We start from the raw sequence: 22,368 nt of genomic DNA, 5'->3' as shown, positions 1-22,368 counted from the left end.
CTTCATTGTCCTTGATAAGCTGCTATAGTTAATAAAGATACTTGATTCTCTGATATTTCGATATTTGCTCCAGATGTAATAAGTAGTTTTGATATTTTAGTATTATTTGTGACTACAGCATTAGTTAAAGCGGTAGAACTCTTCTTATTTCTTATATTAAGATTAGCTCCACTTTGTATAAGTAATTTTGCTATTTCCTCATTTGAAGAATGAACCACAAGCATTAAGGGAGTATTTCCATTATTATCTTGTATATTAAGATTAGCTCCAGCCTTTACCAGCATTTCTACTATTTCTTTATTTTTATTTACTGCAAGTATTAGTGCATTATTTCCTTGGTAATTTTTTATATCAAGGTTAGCACCATTTTCAACAAGTAACTTTGCTATTTCGTAATTATTATTAAATATAGCTATCATTAAAGGGGTAGATATAACTTCGTTTTGTAAATCAAGATTGGCACCTGATTCTATAAGTTGCTTTACAATTTCATATTGATTTGCATGAATTGCTAAATGTAAAGCTGAGACTTTTTTTTCATTAAGTATGTTTGGATTAGCTCCTGAATCGATAAGTAATTTAGTAAGAGACGAGTCTTCTTTATCTACAGCATAAACTAATGCAGTAAAACCCAAAGCATCCTGTGAATTTACATCGGCTTTTAGTTCAATAAGAAGCTTTATTAGCTCTTTATTATTTTCCTTGATTGCTAATATTAATGGGGTTATAGAATCATATTTAGTATTTACATCTGCTCCATAATCAATCAGTAATTTAGTAATTTCATTCTCATCTTTTGTGATTGCTAATATAACTACTGGTATATCTTTTAATTTTTGATTTGGATTGGCACCTGTTTTAAGAAGTATTTCTACTATATCTTTGTTATTTTTTTCTATAGCTAGTATCAGAGCTGTTCTGTTTCTACTGTTTATAATATCAATTTTAGCTTCAAATTTTATTAACATATTTACCAATTCTTTATTTTCTAAATTAGTTGCTAACATTAAAGAGGTATTATCATTATTATCTTTGATGTTAGGATTAGCTCCAGCTTTAAGAAGAATGTTTACAATTTCTTCGTTATTTTCTACTACAGCAAGGCATAAAGCAGTTGCTCCAAAATTAATTTTTGTGTCTAAATTGGCTCCTGCATTTATAAGTAAATTTACGATTTCTTTGTTATTAGAAATCGATGCTACTTGTAATGCTGTATATCCTATATTATCTTGAACATTAACATCAGCACCATGATCGATAAGAAGTTTTATAATATTGTTATTATTGTTTAAGCTAGCAAGCAGTAAAGGTGTATAACCATCGTGGTTCTTGGTATTTGGATTAATACCATATTCAAGAAGCAGCTCTACCCTTTGTACATCATTAACTTGTGTTGCTGCAATTAGAGGATTATTACCTTCTTCAAATAAAACAAGATTACTGTTTAAAAAGTTTTTAATTTCAGTCTTATTCTTGAAGTTATTTTCCAGAAAAGCTTTTATTTTTGTAAGATCTTTTTCTTGAAATACTTGAAAAAAAGTTGCGTAAACTTTAGGTATTTTAACTCTTCGTGGAATCAAAGAGGTTTGCTCATTTTTTCTTTTGAAAGTGTAATATACCATATATTTAGATTTATCTTCAGGATCTTGATCTAATATATTTTGATAATTATTTTCTTTTGCAATACTCATTATATCTTTATCTGAATATTTGCTATTTAGGATTATATTTACCATATAAGATTGATGATTTTTTAAAGCAGATATTAAAAATTTATCTCTTATCTCTATATCAAAAACATATGGACTTGCGTTATAATCAACAAGTAGTTGTATGGTATCTATATTTTTATTGATTAAGGCAAAATTTAATGGTCCTTCGCCAATTTTATTTAGTACATCAGGATCTGCTTTATACTTAAGAAGTAATTTTACTATTTCTTTATTGTTATTTTTAACCGCTTTAATTAGTACCGTATTTCTATTATCATTTGAGTAATTATAGTAATTTGGATTTGCTCCATATTCTAAAAGAGCTTTTACGCTATTTGTATAATTATTATTAACTGCTTTTAATAGAGCAGTTTTGCATTTATTATTATTAGCATTGGGATTAGCCCCATTTTCTAATAAGATCTTTGTTAATATTGGATCTTTAATAGCTTTAATTAATGCTATCTCTCCATCCTTATTTGAATCAAAATTAACTCTGCTTAATTTTAAAGATTTAGTTAAAAATCTTATTAAAATATCTCTATATTTTAGTTCTTGTAGTTCTTTTAATGATAATACTATATCGACCCAATCATGAATAATCGTTCTATTGTCATACGAATTTATATGTTCTTTTATAATTCTATTAAGAGCTACTTGTATTTTATCATTGGGAGTTGCATTTATGTTGTAATATTTAAATATATTTATTAAATTTCTAGTAATGCTTTCTAATGAATCTGTGTAGTTTATCTGTTCTATGGATTCTTTAATGTTAATAGGGTATATAGTTTGTGCTTTAAATAAAATACTTAATATAGTTATTATGTAGAGTTTGTTCATTTTATTTTTACTTTGAGTTATGAATTTTTATTATATTAATTATTAAAATTTTTTGAAATAAACTATATAAAGTAAGAAATAATATAGAAACTATAAATGGTATTATAAAAGCATAAAAATATCTTAAGATATACATAATATTTGATTTGAAATAATAAATATTTTTATCGATAAAAGTTAAGAATTTGGTATTTGGGGTAGTAATTATTCCTCTTATTTGTTGAATATCCTTTTTGGTGGGAATGGCAAAATAACCAAAGGATACACCTAACCATAAACTGAGATATGTCCAAACTTTATCTGTTGTAAAGCTAGTTTTTAATACCGTTAAAATACTAAATTCAAAGGTAAATAATGCGCATAATAGAGTATTAATTATAAAAGGTCCTATTATAATTGATATATTTTTCTTACTTTCTCTTGATTGATAAATTACGTAATGAGATTCTAATGCCAATGGCTTGAAATATTCTATTTTATCAATGTATATCCCTTGCCTATCGCAAAATAACTTATTTATTATTCTATAGGTAATTGCTCCAGGAAAACATATTAAATTTGATATTATAGTTATAAGTGGAGTAAAAATTAAGTTACTAAAAATTAAAGTTCCAGAAAAATTAATGATGAAAATTATTATATCTAGAAACTTAGTATTGTAAAACATGATTGTCTTTCTTAATTATTTAATTTTAATTGTGGTATGCCACAATTTTCTAAACATATCATCAAATTCTTTTTTGTATTCTTGATAGCGCAAAAAATAATTAGCAGCTAATCGACTTTGTATGTTTGTTGCATGAGGATATTTTCTTAAAATATTTTTATATATTTTTGCAGATCCCTTGAATTCTTGATGTTTATTTTTTAGCTTCGCAAAATGAAGTTGGTAACTAAGCTTTATATTATGTTCGATATCCTATTTAATAAATACATAAACTGAATGTATGGTAATTATTATACTGAACAATATAAATAATAAGAATATGAATATAGGTATAGGATATCTATACTTTGGCAAAGAACTGCTTTGCTGATTATTTTGCATATTGTAGTAATTTAGTATGTTATGATATTCTTCTAGGTTGACTTTGCTTTTCATATTTTATTGTTTTAAATTTATTCAAATGCTTATATAAATTAGATTAAATTATTATAAAATGCTAATAGTTTACTATATCAGAACTATATGTCAAATGTTATAGATTTTTGACATATAGATAAAATCATTTAATATTGATAATTAAGTAAAAATGCTAGACATAAGATTTTAAGGTGTAAATTATGAAAAGAGTATTGTTAACTATAGTGTTATTTAGTATTTTTTCTATTTCAGCTTTTACAAATACTGTTCAAGATAAAGCTGAATACAATAATTTATTAATAGCTATTCAAGACCTAAAAGTAAATGATGTTAAAAGAATTTTATCTAGTGAATTAGAGTTTTGCAAAGAGCAAAAGGATAATCTATTAAAAGACATTAATAGTATTATAAAGCAATGTAATAAAGATATAAACAAGCTAGGTAGTAGAAGTCTACTACGAATTGCTTTTGGATTTCTTATTTTTAAGTGTGGAGCAGGCATAGCTGAGAATCTTACTTATAGACTTAATCTAGGAATAGGTTTAATAGCATTTGGCACATCTACTTATTTCTCATATAAGCAGATAAAAAAGGGTTGGGATAACTATGATGTACTAAAGAGATTACGAAGAGCATACGATATTAAAAATATGATTAGTAAATTATAAAAAATTAGTTATTTTTACCTATTGAGTTAATTTTATCTTTTTCGAACAATCAATCAAGATTTATATTAAACACAATGATATTTTTGAGCTTTTATCAATTAGATTAGATAATTAAAAAATTGTTTAGCTTTTATGAGAAAAATGTTTTCTTAGAATTAATGCAAAATTACATCAATCTATTTGACAATATTGCAATGCTTTTTAAGAGATTGGATAAAAGAGAACTAAATAAAGATATATTAATACCCATAAGAAGTATTTAATTAAAGCTATATGACGATTCTTTATTTAATGAAATTATTATATTAAGCAATCAAAATTTAGTTAAAAAACCAGTTTATCAGAAAAGATGGAAACTATTTTAGGCAAAAAAAGAGATTTTAATATTTAAGTATAAAACTTATTATTGTTGATTATGTAATTTGCTTAAGATAAGTGAAAGCGTTTGTTCTTGCGATAATCCAGTATTGTCAATTATGATTGCATCAGGAGCTGGTTTTAATCTTTTTTCATCTCTCTTATCTCTTGCTTGTACTAAATTTAAACTTTCAGCAAATGAAAGAGATTGATTATGTCTTTTGATATCATCATGCCATCTTTTGGTGCGTTCTAAAAGAGATGCAGTTAAATAAAATTTAAAATCTGCATTAGTAAACATACCCGTGCCGATATCTCGACCTTCAACAATTATATTATGGTCATCTGCTAAAGATTTTAAGTACTCATTAATAGCGTCTCTTACTACTTCGTTTTTTCCAATTATAGAGGCGCCTTGCTCGATTCTCTTATCTTGAAGATAATTAGTAATATCCGTATTATTAAAAATTATAGATGTTTCTAAAGGGTCTAAATAAGAATATACAATTTTTTTGCTATTAAAAAAATCTTTTACTGTCTGATAAGGAATATTAATTAAATCACTTTCTTTTAATCCACATTCTATCAAAAATATATAAGCAAGTGCTCTATAGAGTAATCCGGAACTTATATAGTAAAAATTAAGTTTCTTTGCAAGGATCTGAGCAATAGTAGATTTGCCACTTGCAACAGGTCCATCTATGGTTATAATCATAAATTAATATTTATTCCTTGAAATTCAAGTAAACTGGATATTTGATATATTATCTTGATTTTCTATCATTATATTATAAATGTCAAATTTATTAAGCGATATAGTATCTTAATGAAATTAACTGGAAATATTTTATTTTTAAGGTTAGTGTATATAATTACTAATTAATTTATCGACGATAGGTATAGTGTAGTAAAAGTAAATTGGCGTTATATATATTAAAGTTGCATAGGTAAGGTTACCTTTTATATCATTTGGTATAGCACGATATCGGTGTAAAATTTCTGTTGTTAAGGCAAGAGTTATAATAGGTATTACGGTGATAGTGCTTGTACTAATCATAATATCTCTAAAATTATGTATTGATTTATACCAATTATTCCAGTAATTATTACTAAGATTAACAGAATAAGCTTTACAAGCTTTTATACGATTTAAAATAATTTCTTTTTTTAACTTATATATCAGTTCTTTAAGTTCTTGATGAGGTAAATATATTGGGTTTATATCATTTGCTATAATACATTTAATGCATAATTCAGTTAGACTTTTTGGTTGCATTAAATTAGTACTAACTGTTTGGTAATCTACGTGCATAGATTGCATATTTATAAATATTAGATTTATAAATATAAATTTTATTAGGACTTTTATCATGATTTTACTCATAAAATTTTAAATAGATTATAGGGCAATATCAATTCCTTGAAATTCGATTGAAATACGATCATTAAAATGATTTTCAGTTACATAAACGGCAATCGATATATTTTTATCTTGATTTTCTAGCAGTATATTATAAATATCGGGTCTGTTAAAGAATATGACTGATTTTATTATACCTTCAGAAAATATCAAGCATTTTACATGAGCATCTTTTAATAAAGTAGGTTTTGCTATAATTGAGACATCTTTTAGGTAAAATAATGGTTGACTATTTTCATGTCCAAAGGGCTCTATATACTTTAAGTCATGCATAAATTTTTTATTTATTTCACTAGTAAATATTTCAGCATCTAATTTTAATATAGGTTTTGGCTCATATTCAGGAATCTGTTTTCGTATATTTTCTTCTAATTTATCTTTAAGTTTTGGTAAATTGCTTTTTTCTAAAGAAAGACCAGCTGCTGCTGAATGGCCTCCAAACGTTATTAGAAGATCTTTATTTTCATTAAGTGCATTAAACATATTAAAAGTAGGTATAGATCGACAAGAACCTTTTGCAAGGTTTTGATTAGTGATATGAAAAAGCAAAGCCGGGCGATTATATAAACCAACTACTCGTGACGCAACTAACCCTATTACTCCTGGCTGCCATTCTTTTGAATGTGCCACTATTATTCTTTCTTGATCTAAATTAATTTGATTATTCTCAACTAATTTAGTTACATCTGATAGAGTTCTTTTCTCTATTTCTTTTCGAGCTTCATTAAATTCTTTAAGAATAATTGCTACATGTTGTACTTCTTCTTCATTGGCTTCCAATAAAAATCTAACGCCTTGTCTTGCGTCATCTAATCTGCCTAAAGCGTTAATTTGTGGAGCTAAAAAGAATCCTATATCGGATGATGAAATTTTTTCTTTATTTAATTTAACATTTTCTTTAAGTAACCTTACAGGTAAACTATGAGCAGAATTTATAAGATTTAGTCCATACCGTACCCAGAATCGATTTTCTCCTGTCAATGGTACTACGTCTGCTATAGTTCCTAATAATAGTAATTCATAGACTTTTTCAGGAAGAGATTTTCCTAAAGTTTGGTATAAAAGAGATAGTATTTTAAATGTTACCCCAACACCTGCAAATTTTTTAAATGGATAGTTACAGTCTTCTTGATGAGGATTAACAAGAGCATAAACATCAGGTAAAATATCATGAGGTTTATGATGATCAGTAATTATTAGATCGATACCAAGTTCTTTAGCAACTTGAGCGGCTTCAAAGGCAGTAGTTCCATTATCAACTGTAATTAGTACTTTGTAATCATTTTGGGCGGCTCTTTTGACTGTATTTGCTGATAGACCGTAGCCATCTTTTACTCTATTTGGTAAGAAGAAGTTAATCTTAGCACCAAGGGGAACTAAGCATTTCATCATCATAGCCGATGAAGTTATTCCATCAACATCATAATCTCCACAGATTAATATTTTTTCTCCGTTTTTTATTGCTTGAAGTATTCTTTCAACTGCTTTAACTGCATCTTTCAATAAAGCTGGATTAGCTACATCTTTTTCAAATGTTGAAAATAGATAATTATCAAGTGATTCTTTTGATGTATAGCCTCTATTGAGTAAAGCTTGAATTATTCCAAAAGATATATTGTAAGAGATAGCATTATTGACAATGCTATCTCTTCTTAATTCAGGTAAATGCCAAATGTACTTAATGCCATTTATTTTTTCTATACTTTTATCATTTGTATCTGTAAGATCCATAAGGTTGCCTATTTAAGTTATATTACTTTAATTTTTTTAATGTTGGGAACAATATGATCTCTTTAATAGATGTTATATTTGTAAGTAACATTGCAAGTCTATCAATTCCTATTCCTACTCCAACGGTTGGAGGTAAGCCATATTCAAGAGCTAATATATAATCAGCATCAAATTGATGAGCTTCTTCATCACCGCCTTCATGTGCTTTTAACTGATCTTCAAAGCGTTTTGCTTGATCAAAGGGATCATTTAATTCGTTAAATCCATTAGAAATTTCCATTCCTGCAATAAATAGCTCAAATCTTGAGGCAATCTCTGGATTTTGAGCATCTCTTTTTGAAAGTGGCGAAACCTCAATAGGAAAATCTATAATAAAAGTTGGTTGAATTAATTTAGGTTCAGCAACCTCTTCAAATAATGCAAAGATTTTTTCTTCTTTAGAAGCGTTGGTATTTTTAAGTTTAACCTTATATTTGCTAATTGCTTTATCGATATTTTCTTGAGTTAAATCATTATCAGTTAAATTTCCATGGAGTTTAACTGCATCTTTTATACTTATTTTTTCAAAAGGTTTAGAGAAATCTATAATATGATTGCCAAAAGGTAATTCTAAGGTTCCTGATACTTCTTGAGCTGCATATCTTAAAATACTTTCAGTAAATTCCATTGCAAAATGATAATCTTTATAGGCCGTATAGAACTCAATCATAGTAAATTCAGGATTATGTCTTGTAGAAATTCCTTCATTTCTAAAGTTTCTGTTTATTTCATATACTTTTTCAAAGCCACCTACAACTAATCTTTTTAAATAAAGTTCAGGTGCAATTCTTAAGTAAAAATCACTATTTAATGCATTATGGTGTGTAATAAAAGGTTTTGCATTAGCTCCACCAGCAATTGGATGCAGCATCGGTGTTTCAACTTCAATGTAACCATCATTATCTAAAAAGTTTCTTATTGATCTTATTAGCTTACTTCTTTTGATAAATCTTTCTTTTGTTTCTTTACTAGTAATTAAATCTAGATATCTTTGTCTATATTTAATTTCTATATCAGAAATACCATGAAATTTTTCAGGTAACGGTTGTAGACATTTACTTAATAATTTAAATTCTTTAACATCTAAAGTGATTTCACCCATTTTTGTTCTAAAGGATGTACCTTTAATCCAAACAATATCACCAAGATCTATAAATTTACTAAACAGATTAAATTGGTCTTCACCTAAATTATCTCTTTTTAGATAGATTTGTAATCTATCATTATCTTGTATATCAGCAAATATAGTTTTACCATGTCCACGTATAGACATCAATCGACCGGCTATTTTATATTCTTTGTTTTCAATGTTATTTTTTTCAAATTCATCTTTTATTTCTTTAATAGAAGAATTAATTTCTTGATTTTCTGGCCATGGATTGATTGAAAGCTTTTCTAATTCTTTAACTTTTTCAAGTCTAATTTCATGTTCCTGAGAATCATGTTTTACCAAATCTAAATCTCTTTCTAATTGGTTATCTTCTTGATTTTGTATATTAGGAGATGCTTTGATTTTCATTATTTACCTTTAAATTTATTTATTTTTATATGAATAAAAACCTTAAAATTAAGTATATCATAAAAATATCATTAAAAATATTCCCTAAATAAGTATTTATATATTTTATTTATAATAATGATTAAGCCTTTATATTTAATAAATAGCTTAAATCAAAATTGATATTAATTTTCGTATGATCTCTTATCTGATAATATAATTAGATGGTTTTATATACGTAATAATGTGTACCCTCGACTTTAAATAGTAGTATAGCCAATAGTAACTATAATTTATATAACAACACTAGCCAATACCAATGTTGGTAAAACAGTGACAATGATACAATTGTTTGTCGATAATTTAAGTATAGGTATAATTTCAAATATTTTAAATACTAGACAAAGTCAAACAATAGAATTAATAGCGCAGTTAAGTGTAGTTCAATTTCTGTATATTTACCAAACCATTGATAAAAAATACAGAGGAATCAAATACGGGGACTTATATACTCATGCTTATGGTTTTACCATAATTGATTCTGTTAATGGTGCTGGAATAGTGATTAGTTCTTTATTTTCAATTTATTGAAATCAATTGTTATTATTTTTATAATATTATTGACTTAAAATTAGACTTTTCAATATTATAAAACGAAATTTATTCTCCAAATGAGATAATTTAAATTATATTAATGTTGATTATTTGATAAATAGCCCAATACAAATAAGGAAGCTTATGGTTAAGTCTAATTTTGTTTTAAAAATATTTCTTTTTATAACGCTATTCATAATGCAAGCTGTAGAAGTTTTAAATGGCGCTTGTAGCTTTGGTTCAATAGTAGGTTCATTATCCAATGCTACTGGAACATTGGCTCTTGGAGCGACTTATGGATTTGATTATTCGCCGGTTACAAGTAGCGGAATGTTTGCAGCTATTACTGATTATTCAAATTCCAGAGTGTACCTTTATCAAGTTAATCAATCTACGGGTGCATTTACTCAGATAAATAATTATGTTACAGGCTTAGGTGCAAGGCCTATATCGGTTTCATTTTCTGAGGTGACTCAGTCGGGTAATTTGTTTGCTGGAGTGTGTAATTCTAATGCAAATTCAGTTTCTTTATATCAAGTTACTTCTTCAGGACTTTCATCATTGACAAGTATTAGTGGTCTTGCTATTCAGCCTTATTCTATTGCATTTTCTTCATCATTTTCCTCAGGAACTAGTGAATATTTTTTTGCTTGCGTAGTTGGATATAATTCTGATGGTACTAGTGCTATTTATCTATACCAAGTTGATGCCAATACTGGAACTTTTACTCAAATTACTAGTGGTATTCCTAGTATTTCTAGTGGTAGCAATCCTAGATGGGTAGATTTTTCTCAAGTGACTAGCGGAAATAATCTTTTTTTAGCAATTGCTTATTCAGGGACTAATGTTGTTTCAGTATATAATGTAGATACTACAAGTGGTGGTTTAACAGAAACTTCAAATTTAAGTGTTTCAAGCCCTTATGGTGTAGCTTTTTCACCAATAACATCATCAGGACAGCTTTTTTTGGCTTCTGCTAATTATGGAGATAGTACACTTTCTCTTTATCAAGTAAATCAGGATTCAGGTATAGCAAATCTTTGGCAAAGCGTATCGGGCGGAACTTCTCCTACATCTGTAGCATTTTCACCATTGATGGGCGATACTTTATTGCTTGCAGCGGTTAATCAAGGTACTTCTAATGAACCTTCTATTTTGACTTATCAGGTTAATTTTTCAATTGAATCTTTAACTCTTAGAGCAAATGAAGCATTAGTCAGAAGTTCATTAGGGGGCGCCTTATCAGGAGCTGTTTCTTTTTCACCCATAAGTACCCAAGGTATGCTTTTTGTAGGCGCTAGTGATAATTTTCAATACGTTTCAACTTATGTTGTTACTCAATGTTTAAATGGAACGTGTGCTAGAGGTTCATTATATAATAGTACGGGAGAAATTGCTGGAGGTTCCACATATGGATTTGATTATTCTCCAGTTACAAGTTTTGGTATGGTTGCAGCTGTTACTGATTATCCAGGTGCAAGAGTACATCTTTATCAAGTGGATCCCTATACAGGTGGTTTTTCTGAGATAAATAGCTCTGGTACTGGTATAAGCCCTGTAGCAGTTTCTTTTTCTCATATAACTCAGTCGGGTAATTTGTTTGCTGGTGTATGTAATTATGCTTCAAATTCAGTTTCCTTGTATCAAGTTACTTCTTCAGGCCTTTCGTCATTGGCAAGTATAAGTGGTCTTTCTTTTTCACCTAACTCTATTTCGTTTTCTCCATCATTTTCGACAGGATCTGATGAATATTTCTTTGCTTCAGTAGTAGGTAGGGCGGGTGTTTATTTATGTAGAGTTAATGCTAATACTGGTTCTTTTACCCCAATTACTAGTGGACTACCTACGATTGGCACATCTCAATGGACAGATTTTTCTCCTATTACTAGTAGCGGTGATCTCTTTTTAGCAATTGCTGATACTCAAAATAATACTATTTTTGTGTATAATGTGGATACTACAAATGGCAGTTTAACAGAAGTATCAAGCGAAACAGTTTCAAGTCCTTATGGTGTAGTTTTTTCACCAATAACACCGTCAGGACAGCTTTTTTTAGCTTCTGCTAATTATTCTGATAATTCTATTTCAATATACCAAGTAAATCAAACCACAGGAGCTTTAACGCTTGCTGCAAATACTTCTGGTGGAACTGGTCCTAGGGCTTTATCCTTTTCACCTATAACGTTAGAAGGTAGTTTATTTCTTTCAGTGGTTAATGAAGGTGGTTCTTCATCTGGTTCAGTTTTGATATATAATGTTGATACTAGTGGTTCTTTAGGATATTTAGGAACTAGTTCATTAGTGACTAACAGTTCAGGATTTGCCAATGGTTGGGCTATAGCATTTTCACCTATAAGCTCTCAAGGGCAACTTTTTTTAGGTGCCAGTGGTCAGTATGCATATGCCTCAACTTATCAGGTTAATCAGTGTTTGATAAGTCCTACTCCTGCTAGCGTTTGCAATAATGGTTCAATTACTTTTACAGGTAATATATTAAGTGGGACCGAATCTAATTATACATATAGTTGGACCGGGCCTAATAGTTATACTGCTAATACGCAAACGATTACTATATCTCCAGCAACAGTTCAAAATCGAGGTATTTATACTTTAGTTGTAACTGATACTGATGGTAATATAGTTGGAAATGAAGCAGTTTTTTTAAGTGTAGGTTCTTTAAGCGTCAGTGTAATTCCTACTAATAGTTTAGTCTGTGTTGGATCAAATGTAACATTAACTGCAACTGCCAGTGGTAGTTCTGGTTATACTTATTCTTGGACTGGTCCAAATGGTTATACTTCTACTGGTAATTCTATTACTATATCTAATATTGCCTCAAATATGACAGGTTTGTATACTGTAACGGTAACAGATGCTAGTAGTTGTCAAGCAAGTAGTTCTTCAAGAGTTATTGTAGACGTAATAAATTTTTCTATAAGATCAGATACAGGCTCTACAAATATATGTCAAGGTTCGTCTATAACATTAGATGCTAATATTACTTCTGGTATAGCTCCATATACTTACAGTTGGACAGGACCTAATAATTTTGTTTCAAGCAGTGATACAATTACTGTTTCAGATGCAGGAACCTATACATTAACAATAACCGATGCTCTTGGATGTACCAGTGATCTGGTTTCACAAGTTATAACTTCAAGCAATTCTCCTTCTGTAACGATATTGGCTAGTCCATCAAATAGTACATGTTTAGGAACAGGTATAACTTTAACCGCTCAAGCGGCTGGAGGAAGTGGAGTTTATGATAATTATGAGTGGAGTTACAATGGGGTGGTTCAACCTGGCAATAGCAGTACTTATGTTATAGATGGTTCCAGTATAGATCAGTCGGGTAATTATAGTGTAACTGTAACAGATTCAAACGGTTGCTCAGGTGCTAGCCCTAATTTGGTTGTAACAGTAAGTAACAATCCGGTAGTAACTATATCTCCTAGTCCAGCTACTGTTTGTCAAGGTTCTAATATAACTTTAATAGGTAATGTTTCAAACGGAAGTGGTTCTTATACTTATCAATGGACCTTAAACGGTACAATTGTTGGAACGAGTTCAACATTAATTGTCAATAATGCCTCTTTATCTGATACAGGTAGCTATTTATTAACTGTATCAGATAGTGTTACTGGTTGTTCAGGCTCTAATACAGTTTCATTAACGGTAAATTCAAATCCGACTGTGACTGTAAGTCCTGCGACCGTAAGTTCGTGTATTGGTAGAAATGTGACTTTAACAGCCAATATTATTTGTGGTAATGATAGCTATACTTATAATTGGACTGGACCTAATGGTTTTACTGCAACAGGTTCTACTATAACTGTACCTAATCTTACATCAGCAGGGGCTGGAACTTATACTGTAACAATAACGGATTCTAGTGGAATTCAGGCTCAGGCTTCTAGTAATGTAATTGTTAATCCTAACCCTACATTAGTAATTACCCCAAACCCTGCTATTACTTGTGTTGGGACCGATATAACTTTTACAGGAACTGCAAAAGGGGGTAGTGGAACTTATACTTATTCTTGGGTATTTAATGGGACTGAAATTGGAACTAGTTCAACCTTAACCATAGTTAATCCTGATAGTTCAAGTGCAGGTAATTATACTTTAATCGTAACTGATAGTAATGGATGTCAAGCTAGCAGTTCGATAATTTTGACAGTTAATGAGAATATACAAGTTGAAGCGATTGCTTGTCCTTCTTTAGTTTGTAGTAATAGTAATGTGACGTTAACTGCTTATCCAAGTTGTGGAAGCGGTGATTATAGTTATAGCTGGTCAGGTCCTAATGGTTATACTTCATTTCAAAATCCTTTAACATTATTGAATGTTACTGCAGATTATTCTGGTTTATATAATGTGACAGTAACAGATAGTCAAGGCAATCAAGCATATGCATTTGCTAATTTACTAGTCAATGATAATCCACTTGTAACAATTACACCTAATCCTGCTATTACCTGTGTTGGAACTGACATAACTTTATTAGGTAGTGCTACAGGGGGTTCTGGAGATTATTCATATCAATGGTTGTTTAATGGAAATGTTATAGGTACAACCTCTAGTTTGACTATAGCAGATCCAAGTTTATCCGATTCGGGGGCTTACAGTTTAACTGTAACCGATACTGAAGGCTGTCAAACGACAGCCTCTGTTAATTTAATAGTTAGCGATACTTTAGTGGTAGCTATAAATCCAAGTTCTACAGCTATTTGTTCTGGAGGATCAGTGACATTAACAGCAGCAGCAGGTTGTGGTAGCGGTGGCTATATCTATCAATGGACATTGCCTAATGGAAGTACATATACTGGAAATCCATTAGTTGTATCAAGTGCAACATCTAGTGATTCAGGAACTTATAGTGTTATCGTAACAGATTCAGATGGCAATCAAGCAAGTTCAAATGCACAATTGACTGTAAATAATAATCCTAGTGTAGTGATAAATCCTAATCCAGCGACAGTATGTACAGGATCTAGTATAACTTTAAATGCAATATCAAGTGGTGGTAGTGGTTTTTATACTTATCAATGGTTATTTAATGGTAGTGTAATTGGTACAAATTCGACTTTAACTATTAACAATGCAAGTGCATCAGCAGAAGGTCAATATACAGTAATAGTTGCTGATAGTAATGGTTGTATAGCTAATAGTTCGGTTACATTGACAGTAAATGATAGTCCTCAAGTAAATATAACGCCAAATCCAGCGATAGTATGTGTAGGTGAAAATATAACTTTAATGGCAAATATAACTGGTGGAAGTAGTGAATATATATCATATCAATGGATATTTAATGGAAACATAGTTAGTACAAGTACTACCTTAAGTATTAGTAATGCCAATTTGACGGATTCAGGAATTTATCAGTTTACAGTAACTGATAGTAATAATTGCAGTTCTACTTCTAGTGTTAATTTAATAGTTAGCGATATGCTGACAGTAGTGATAGATCCCGACGCAGTTATACTGTGTACAGGCAATACTTTAACATTAACAGCAATAGCTAATTGCGGCAGTGGTGACTATAGTTATCAGTGGACATTGCCTAATGGAGAAACTTTTACTGGCAATCCTTTGGTGGTTAATAGTGTTTCTTCTTCAAATATAGGAACTTATAGAGTTGTTGTTACAGATTCTAATGGCAATCAAGCTTCATATACTAGTCAAGTATCAGTAAATGAAGTAGATGTAAATATAATATCAGGATCAGACCTATTAAATGCAACACAAACAATATGTCAAGGTCAGACAATAACATTAACAGCTCAAGTAATATCAGGCAATCCACCATACACATATCAATGGACAGGGCCTAATGGATTTAGCTCAACTGAGCAAATAATCAATATACCAAATGCTCAAATAATAAACTCAGGAACATATAGTGTAGTTGTAACTAGTTGTGATGAAACAGGACAAGTATGTTGTATAGGACAAAGTTCTGCTCAAGTAATAGTAAATAATATAGAAGTATCAATAACTCCCTCATCAATAGCCGTGTGTCCGGCATCAAATATCACATTATCAAGTAATGTAATAGGAGGTATATCACCATATACATATCAATGGTCAGGGCCTAATGGATTTACAGCGACTACTCAAGATATAACTATAAATAATATAAGTGCTTCTCAAGCAGGTACTTATACTTTAACAGTAACTGATAGTAACGGTTGCAGCTCTACCAGTTCATCAGTAATTGATATAGAGCCATTGCTAATTTCAGTAATACCAAATACTCCGGTAGTAGAAGAAGGTGGATCTATAACATTAAGAGCTGATATAGTATGTGGTCAAGGGCCATTTATCTACCAATGGACAGGTCCAAACGGATTTACATCTAATAGCCCGATAATAACTATCAATAATGCAAATGTATTAAATACAGGAACTTATACATTAACAGTAACCGATGTCAATGGTAATATAATAACAATCACTATAGAAGTTATATTAGATAATTTAAGTGTAAATATAATTTCAAATACTTTAAATATTCGTCAAGGTCAAACAATAGTATTAATAGCAGAGCCAAAAGATGGTCAACCGCCATATACTTATCAATGGTTTGGGCCAGCAGTTACCAGAAGTACTTCTGGCCAGTTGATATCAACTGATCAAATCCTTATTGTTAATGATGCAACAACAGCAAATTCAGGAATTTATACTGTAGTAGTGACAGATGCTTATGGTTTTACAGCAAGTGATTCTGTTAATGTTACTGTAAGAACTACCAGTTCTTTAAGTAATGCTATTTCCGCTAAGTATTGTTCTTGATATATAAGCTCAATGATAAAAAATGAATAAGAACTTATTTCAATAAGTTCTTATTCATTTTTTATCATAATTAACTTTAAAAGCTTTTAGTTAATAGGTTTTAAATAAAATAGTTGTTAATTTATTTATTGCTTGACGGAATTATTACTAATTTTGTAAACCTTAATAACACTTTGGTAAATTTTGTTTTTAAAATAGCATAAATATAAATTAATTTTGCTATTTTTTATAATAAAATAGCAGTTAAATATTTATTAAAAAGAGGAAAAATAAAGTGAAGCATCGATCAAAAATAATGAAAAAAGTCTTTTTTTATATGTTATTTTTATTTATAAACATTAATAATATATTATATGCTGCTTGTACCGAGGGAGTTTTAATTAATCCTAATAATATTAGTAGCGGTGGAACTAGCCCCTTTTCTGTGGTCTATTCGCCTATAATGTCATCTGGTCAATTGTTTGCTGGAGTTTGTAATCTTGGAAATGTGGGAGGTAGTGATAATGGAAATATAACTTTATATAATGTAAGTACAACTAATGGAAATTTTACTAATTCGGCCTCAACTATATCGTCAGGGATTAATCCTATCTCAATGTCGTATTCTCCATTAGATCCTTATAATAATGCTTATGCTGCTATTGCTAATTATTCTGATAGTACTGTTTATGTATATACTATGGATTCTTCTGGTACTTATTCTTCGAATCATTTAACGCTTAATTTAGCTAATAATCTTTCCTCTGTAGCATTTTCACCTTTTATATCTAATAAGGTTTTCCTTGCTGTTACTGAGTATAGTAGCGCACAAATTTTAATTTATTCTTTAACGGCCAATTCAAGTGGTCTTCCTACAGCAACCCAGACTGGTTCTGCTAGTACTGTAGCACAATCTAATTTAGTTACTTTTTCACAGCTGAATAATAATCAATTATTCGCTGCTGTTGCTGGCCCTGAATATATTTATGTGTATCAAATAGATACAACAACTGGGGCTGTTTCGACTACTTCAACGCAAAATTTATCTTCAATAACAATGACTTCTGTAGCATTTTCTACAATGCCAAATGGGACTTTATTTTTAGCAGCTTCTGGTTATAATAGTAGTGATTCTGGGTTGGTTTATATGTACACTGTTAGTTCAAGTGGATTATTAAGTCCGGTTACTGGTAGTCCCTTTACTAGTAATATTCCGGAAAATGCTTATTCAGTATCATTTTCACCAGTTACACCAGATGGAAGTGTATTTGCAGTTGTAACTGGTCTTAGTAATACTTCTAGCACTCCTAATATTTTTATGTTTAAAGTTGATACAAGTTCCGGAGCTTTTACGCTAATTGATACTTATTTTGTAGAGGGATATATTCAGAATTCGGCATTTTCTCCATTAACTACTCAAGATAAATTGTTTCTAGCAGTTACTGGATTTCAAGCAGTGGGCGATCAAGGCTTTGTTGAAGGATATACAGTACAATTAAATCCAGTTGTTACGATAAATCCTAATCCGGCATCTACTTGTACAGGTACGAATTTAACTCTTCAAGGCAGTGTTACGGGTGGAACTGGTAATTATAGTAGTTATGTATGGACTCAGGGAACTACTCAAGTAGGAACAGGTTTATCGTATACAATAACCGATGCTACTCAATCCAGTGCAGGGACTTATACATTGACTGTAACAGATAGTAATAACTGTGTAGGTAGTCAATCTATTGATGTATCGGTAACTTATATACAATCGATTACAGCTAGCCCTTCAAGTACAGTTTGTGCTGGAACTAATGTACAGTTAAGTGCTCAAGTATCTGGAGGCAGTGGTAATTATAGTTATAGTTGGTCTGGGCCTAATGGCTATACGTATACAGGAAATCCGGCAATTATAGATGATATATCAACAAGTGGTACTTATGATCTAATTGTTACAGATAATGAATTTATTTGTAGTACAGCTTCTACAATTAGTATAACAGTAGATCCTAATCCTGTAGTGACGATAAGTTCAAATCCAGTAACAGCATGTTATGGTGGAGGTACAATATTAACAGCAAATGTAAGTGGCGGATCAGGATCATATAGCTATGCTTGGACATTAAATGGTAGCTATGTTGGAACAGATAGTTCAACCTTAACAGTAAATGATATAATACCTGGTACAAATGATGGATCATATCAGGTGACAGTAACTGATACAACGACTACTTGTAATGCTACTTCAAGTTCTTTTACAATACCAATAGATCAAGTATCTGTGACATTAAATTCAAGTTCGACTGTGATATGCCAGGGAGCATCAATAACATTAACAGCAAATGTAACAAGTGGGGTTTCACCTTATACTTATGATTGGTATCAAGATGGAAGTTTATTGGTTACAACATCTGATAATGTTTATACAATAAATAACTTAGATGCAGGTACTTATACATATCAAGTGATAGTAACAGATAGTAACCCTTGTCAAGGAACTTCAAACTCAGTCTCAATAACGGTAAATTCTAACCCAACAGTGACAATAACACCAAATCCAGCATCAGTGTGTTTAGGAAGCGATATAACATTAACAGCAACAGCATCTGGAGGAAGCGGAAGTTATAACAGCTACTCATGGGTAACGCCAACGGGAACATCAACTGCAAATCCATTAGTGATATCAAATGCAACTTCAGCTGATGCAGGCACATATACAGTAACGGTGACTGATAGTAATATATGCTCAGGAACAAGCTCTTCAGTAACATTAACAGTGAACAATAATCCAACTGTGACTATTACACCTAATCCGGCTTCTGTCTGCGTTGGCTCTAATCTAACATTAACAGCAATACCATTAGGTGGAAGTGGTATTTATACAACATATGCTTGGACATTTAATGGAATGCCTATTGGAACAAATAGTTCAACTTTAACAATAGATGATGCTACTAATGACAATGCAGGAACTTATCAAGTAACGGTTACTGATAGTAATGGATGTCAGGCAAGTTCAACAACAATATTAACAGTAGATACAGTAAATGTAAGTGTAAGTCCAAGTACAACTACAGTATGCTCTGGATCAGATTTAACATTAACAGCAACGGTAACATCAGGAATAGCTCCATATACATATCAATGGATAGGTCCTAATGGATATTCGTTTACCGGTAATCCAGCAACTAGATCGAATATAAGTTCATTAGATGCAGGAACATATACAGTTATAGTAACTGACGCAAATAGTTGTACAGGAATGGCAACATCTCAATTAATAGTAGATACAGTTATTGTAACAGCTCTACCAGACATAGATTCTGTGTGTTTAGGATCAACAATAACTTTGACAGCTAATGTGAGTGGAGGAACAGCACCATATAGTTACAGTTGGGCAGGTCCTAATGGATTTGCATCAACAGTTAATCCGGTAATTATACCAAATGCAACTTTTGATGATGCCGGATCATATACAGTAACAGTAATAGATGCTAATGGGTGTAGTGGAACTGATGAATCAATTGTCAATTTAGGATCTTTAACAGTAAATGTATTGCCAGATTCAGATTCAGTGTGCATAGGATCAACAATAACTTTGACAGCTAATGTAAGTGGAGGAACAGCACCATATAGTTACAGTTGGGCAGGTCCTAATGGATTTACATCAACAGTTAATCCGGTAATTATACCAAATGCAACTTTATCAGATACTGGAACGTATCAAGTAACAGTAACAGATTTCAATAGTTGTACAGGCTTAGGTTCTGCAGTTATTAATGTGGGATCTTTAACGGTAAATGTTTTATCGAATCAAGATCCAGTATGTTCAGGATCAACTATTACATTAACAGCAAATGCGTCTGGTGGAACAATGCCATATACTTATAGTTGGATATTGCCAAATGGTTCTATGGAAAAAAATAATCCATTAATTATACCAAATGCAAGCTTATCTAATGCCGGAACATATCAAGTAATGGTGACAGATTTCAATGGTTGTATAGCTAGCAGTTCCATAACATTAACTGTAAATGATAGTCTATCAGTAAATATAACGCCAAATCCAGCTATAGTATCTTTAGGTGAAAATATAACCTTAACAGCAAATGTAAGCGGAGGAAGTAGTGAATATATATCATATCAATGGATATTTAACGGAAATATCGTAAGTACAAGTTCTACTTTAAATATTAATAATGCGAATCTGGAGGATTCAGGAATTTATCAATTTACAGTAGTTGATAGTAATAATTGTAGTTCTACTACTTCTGTAAATTTGACCGTAAGTGATACTTTAACAGTAATAATAAGTCCAAGCTCAGCTGCTCTTTGTTCTGGTAATAATTTGATATTAACAGCCGATGTATCTGGAGGTAGTGAAAATTATAGTTACCAATGGTTAGCGCCAAATGGAAATATCTATACTTCAAATCCATTAGTTATATCAGGTGTAACTCTTAGCGATTCGGGAACTTATAGAGTTACAGTAACTGATTCAAATGCAAATAAAGTGAGTGTAAATGCTGAAGTGACAGTAAATGAGGTTAATGTAATAGTAACCAGTTTAAATGCTAATAATCTGACAGAATCATTAGGTTCAGCCACGATTTGTTCTGGATCAACAATAACATTAACAGCAGATGTAACATCAGGAATAGCACCCTATACTTATTTATGGACAGGGCCTAATGAATTTACATCAAATACTCAAAGTATAAGTATAATGAATGCTCAAGCAGAAAATTCAGGAACATACACAGTTAAAGTAACAAGTTGCGATTCAACAGGAAATGTTTGTTGTTCAGCGCAAAGTACTTTTAATGTAACTGTTAGTGATATATTAGTCTCAATATCTCCATCAACTTTAGCGGTGTGTACTGGATCGACGATAAATTTAACAGCAAATGTATCATCAGGAGTAGCCCCATATACTTATTTATGGACAGGCCCTAATGGATTTAGTTCAAATGATCAAAGTATAAGCATAGATAATGCAAGTGATATAAATATAGGTACTTATCAAGTAACTGTAACAGATAGTCATGGTTGTAAAGGATCTGATTCAGCTCAAGTAACTTTAGAAGCAGTAAAAATTATAATAACACCAACTCCTGCAGTAGTGGCTCCAGGATCATCTATAACTTTACGAGCTGATATAGTATGTGGTCAAGGACCATTAACATATCAATGGACTGGCCCTAATGGTTTTACATCTAATAATCAGGTTATAACTATTAATAATGCAAGTATATTAAATAGCGGTATTTATACATTAATAGTTACAGATGCCAATGGTAATAAATCAACAGAAGAAGTAGAAGTAGTTATAGATAATTTAAGTGTAGATATAATTTCAAATACTCTAAATGTTAGAGAAGGGCAAACAATAACATTAACAGCTGAAACAAAAGATGGTCAAGCTCCATATACCTATCAATGGTTTGGACCAGCGGTTACCAGAAGTACTTCTGGTCAGTTGATATCAACTGATCAAACGCTTGTTATTAATAATGCAACCATATTAAATTCTGGTACTTATAGAGTTGTGGTAACTGACGTTTATGGTTTTACAGCTAGTGACACAGTTGATGTAAACGTAAGAGTTTCTAGCACTTTAAGTAATGCTATTGCCTCTAAGTATTGTTCTTAGATAT

The 22,368-nt window shown here is 30.8% G+C and carries 10 protein-coding genes; 4 read left to right on the top strand and 6 right to left on the bottom strand.

What is annotated here, in order from left to right:
- Positions 1-2 precede the first annotated feature (2 nt).
- Positions 3-2,555: an ankyrin repeat domain-containing protein gene (locus BABL1_RS01055; protein WP_023791274.1), complete on the bottom strand. Its 2,553-nt coding sequence runs from the start codon at positions 2,553-2,555 to the stop codon at positions 3-5.
- A gap of 7 nt (positions 2,556-2,562) precedes the next feature.
- Positions 2,563-3,222 carry a hypothetical protein gene (locus tag BABL1_RS01050; protein ID WP_023791272.1) on the bottom strand — a complete coding sequence of 220 codons (660 nt, stop codon included), beginning with the start codon at positions 3,220-3,222 and terminating at the stop codon, positions 2,563-2,565.
- Positions 3,223-3,839: 617 nt separating this feature from the next.
- On the opposite strand from BABL1_RS01050, the gene BABL1_RS01045 reads away from it, so the two are divergent.
- Positions 3,840-4,307 (top strand): hypothetical protein, encoded by a 468-nt coding sequence (locus BABL1_RS01045; RefSeq protein WP_023791270.1) that lies wholly within the window; start codon positions 3,840-3,842, stop codon positions 4,305-4,307.
- A gap of 403 nt (positions 4,308-4,710) precedes the next feature.
- On the opposite strand, the gene cmk is transcribed toward BABL1_RS01045, so the two are convergent.
- From cmk to lysS, 4 genes are all read right to left on the bottom strand, one after another.
- On the bottom strand, positions 4,711-5,379 hold the full coding sequence (gene cmk, locus BABL1_RS01040) for a (d)CMP kinase (RefSeq protein WP_023791268.1): 669 nt from the start codon (positions 5,377-5,379) through the stop codon (positions 4,711-4,713).
- Positions 5,380-5,523: 144 nt separating this feature from the next.
- The gene (locus tag BABL1_RS01035) at positions 5,524-6,036 is read right to left on the bottom strand and encodes a hypothetical protein (RefSeq protein WP_023791266.1); all 513 of its coding nucleotides are present in this window, start codon (positions 6,034-6,036) and stop codon (positions 5,524-5,526) included.
- Positions 6,037-6,063: 27 nt separating this feature from the next.
- On the bottom strand, positions 6,064-7,815 hold the full coding sequence (gene recJ, locus BABL1_RS01030; protein ID WP_023791264.1) for a single-stranded-DNA-specific exonuclease RecJ: 1,752 nt from the start codon (positions 7,813-7,815) through the stop codon (positions 6,064-6,066).
- A 22-nt stretch (positions 7,816-7,837) separates the two neighbouring features.
- Positions 7,838-9,373 carry a lysine--tRNA ligase gene (lysS, locus tag BABL1_RS01025; protein ID WP_023791262.1) on the bottom strand — a complete coding sequence of 512 codons (1,536 nt, stop codon included), beginning with the start codon at positions 9,371-9,373 and terminating at the stop codon, positions 7,838-7,840.
- 318 nt (positions 9,374-9,691) lie between these two features.
- On the opposite strand from lysS, the gene BABL1_RS01020 reads away from it, so the two are divergent.
- The 3 genes from BABL1_RS01020 to BABL1_RS01010 all read left to right on the top strand — a co-directional run bounded on the left by BABL1_RS01020 (position 9,692) and on the right by BABL1_RS01010 (position 22,364).
- Positions 9,692-9,943 carry a hypothetical protein gene (locus BABL1_RS01020; protein ID WP_023791260.1) on the top strand — a complete coding sequence of 84 codons (252 nt, stop codon included), beginning with the start codon at positions 9,692-9,694 and terminating at the stop codon, positions 9,941-9,943.
- 147 nt (positions 9,944-10,090) lie between these two features.
- Positions 10,091-16,744, top strand: coding sequence for an immunoglobulin domain-containing protein (locus tag BABL1_RS01015; protein ID WP_023791258.1), 6,654 nt, complete (start codon positions 10,091-10,093; stop codon positions 16,742-16,744).
- 295 nt (positions 16,745-17,039) lie between these two features.
- On the top strand, positions 17,040-22,364 hold the full coding sequence (locus tag BABL1_RS01010) for a beta strand repeat-containing protein (protein WP_044601155.1): 5,325 nt from the start codon (positions 17,040-17,042) through the stop codon (positions 22,362-22,364).
- Positions 22,365-22,368: the final 4 nt, after the last annotated feature.

Origin of the sequence: Candidatus Babela massiliensis (assembly GCF_000513475.1) — a bacterium.
GTDB lineage: Bacteria > Babelota > Babeliae > Babelales > Babelaceae > Babela > Babela massiliensis.
Note: the sequence above shows the minus strand (reverse complement) of the source record. Positions and strands in the feature narration are given on the sequence as shown.

What these genes read in the sequence shown, in the direction of transcription:
- BABL1_RS01055 (WP_023791274.1), bottom strand. Translation starts at nt 2,555, where the DNA reads ATGAACAAACTCTACATAATAACTATATTAAGTATTTTATTTAAAGCA.
- BABL1_RS01050 (WP_023791272.1), bottom strand. Translation starts at nt 3,222, where the DNA reads ATGTTTTACAATACTAAGTTTCTAGATATAATAATTTTCATCATTAAT.
- BABL1_RS01045 (WP_023791270.1), top strand. Translation starts at nt 3,840, where the DNA reads ATGAAAAGAGTATTGTTAACTATAGTGTTATTTAGTATTTTTTCTATT.
- cmk (WP_023791268.1), bottom strand. Translation starts at nt 5,379, where the DNA reads ATGATTATAACCATAGATGGACCTGTTGCAAGTGGCAAATCTACTATT.
- BABL1_RS01035 (WP_023791266.1), bottom strand. Translation starts at nt 6,036, where the DNA reads ATGATAAAAGTCCTAATAAAATTTATATTTATAAATCTAATATTTATA.
- recJ (WP_023791264.1), bottom strand. Translation starts at nt 7,815, where the DNA reads ATGGATCTTACAGATACAAATGATAAAAGTATAGAAAAAATAAATGGC.
- lysS (WP_023791262.1), bottom strand. Translation starts at nt 9,373, where the DNA reads ATGAAAATCAAAGCATCTCCTAATATACAAAATCAAGAAGATAACCAA.
- BABL1_RS01020 (WP_023791260.1), top strand. Translation starts at nt 9,692, where the DNA reads ATGATACAATTGTTTGTCGATAATTTAAGTATAGGTATAATTTCAAAT.
- BABL1_RS01015 (WP_023791258.1), top strand. Translation starts at nt 10,091, where the DNA reads ATGGTTAAGTCTAATTTTGTTTTAAAAATATTTCTTTTTATAACGCTA.
- BABL1_RS01010 (WP_044601155.1), top strand. Translation starts at nt 17,040, where the DNA reads ATGAAAAAAGTCTTTTTTTATATGTTATTTTTATTTATAAACATTAAT.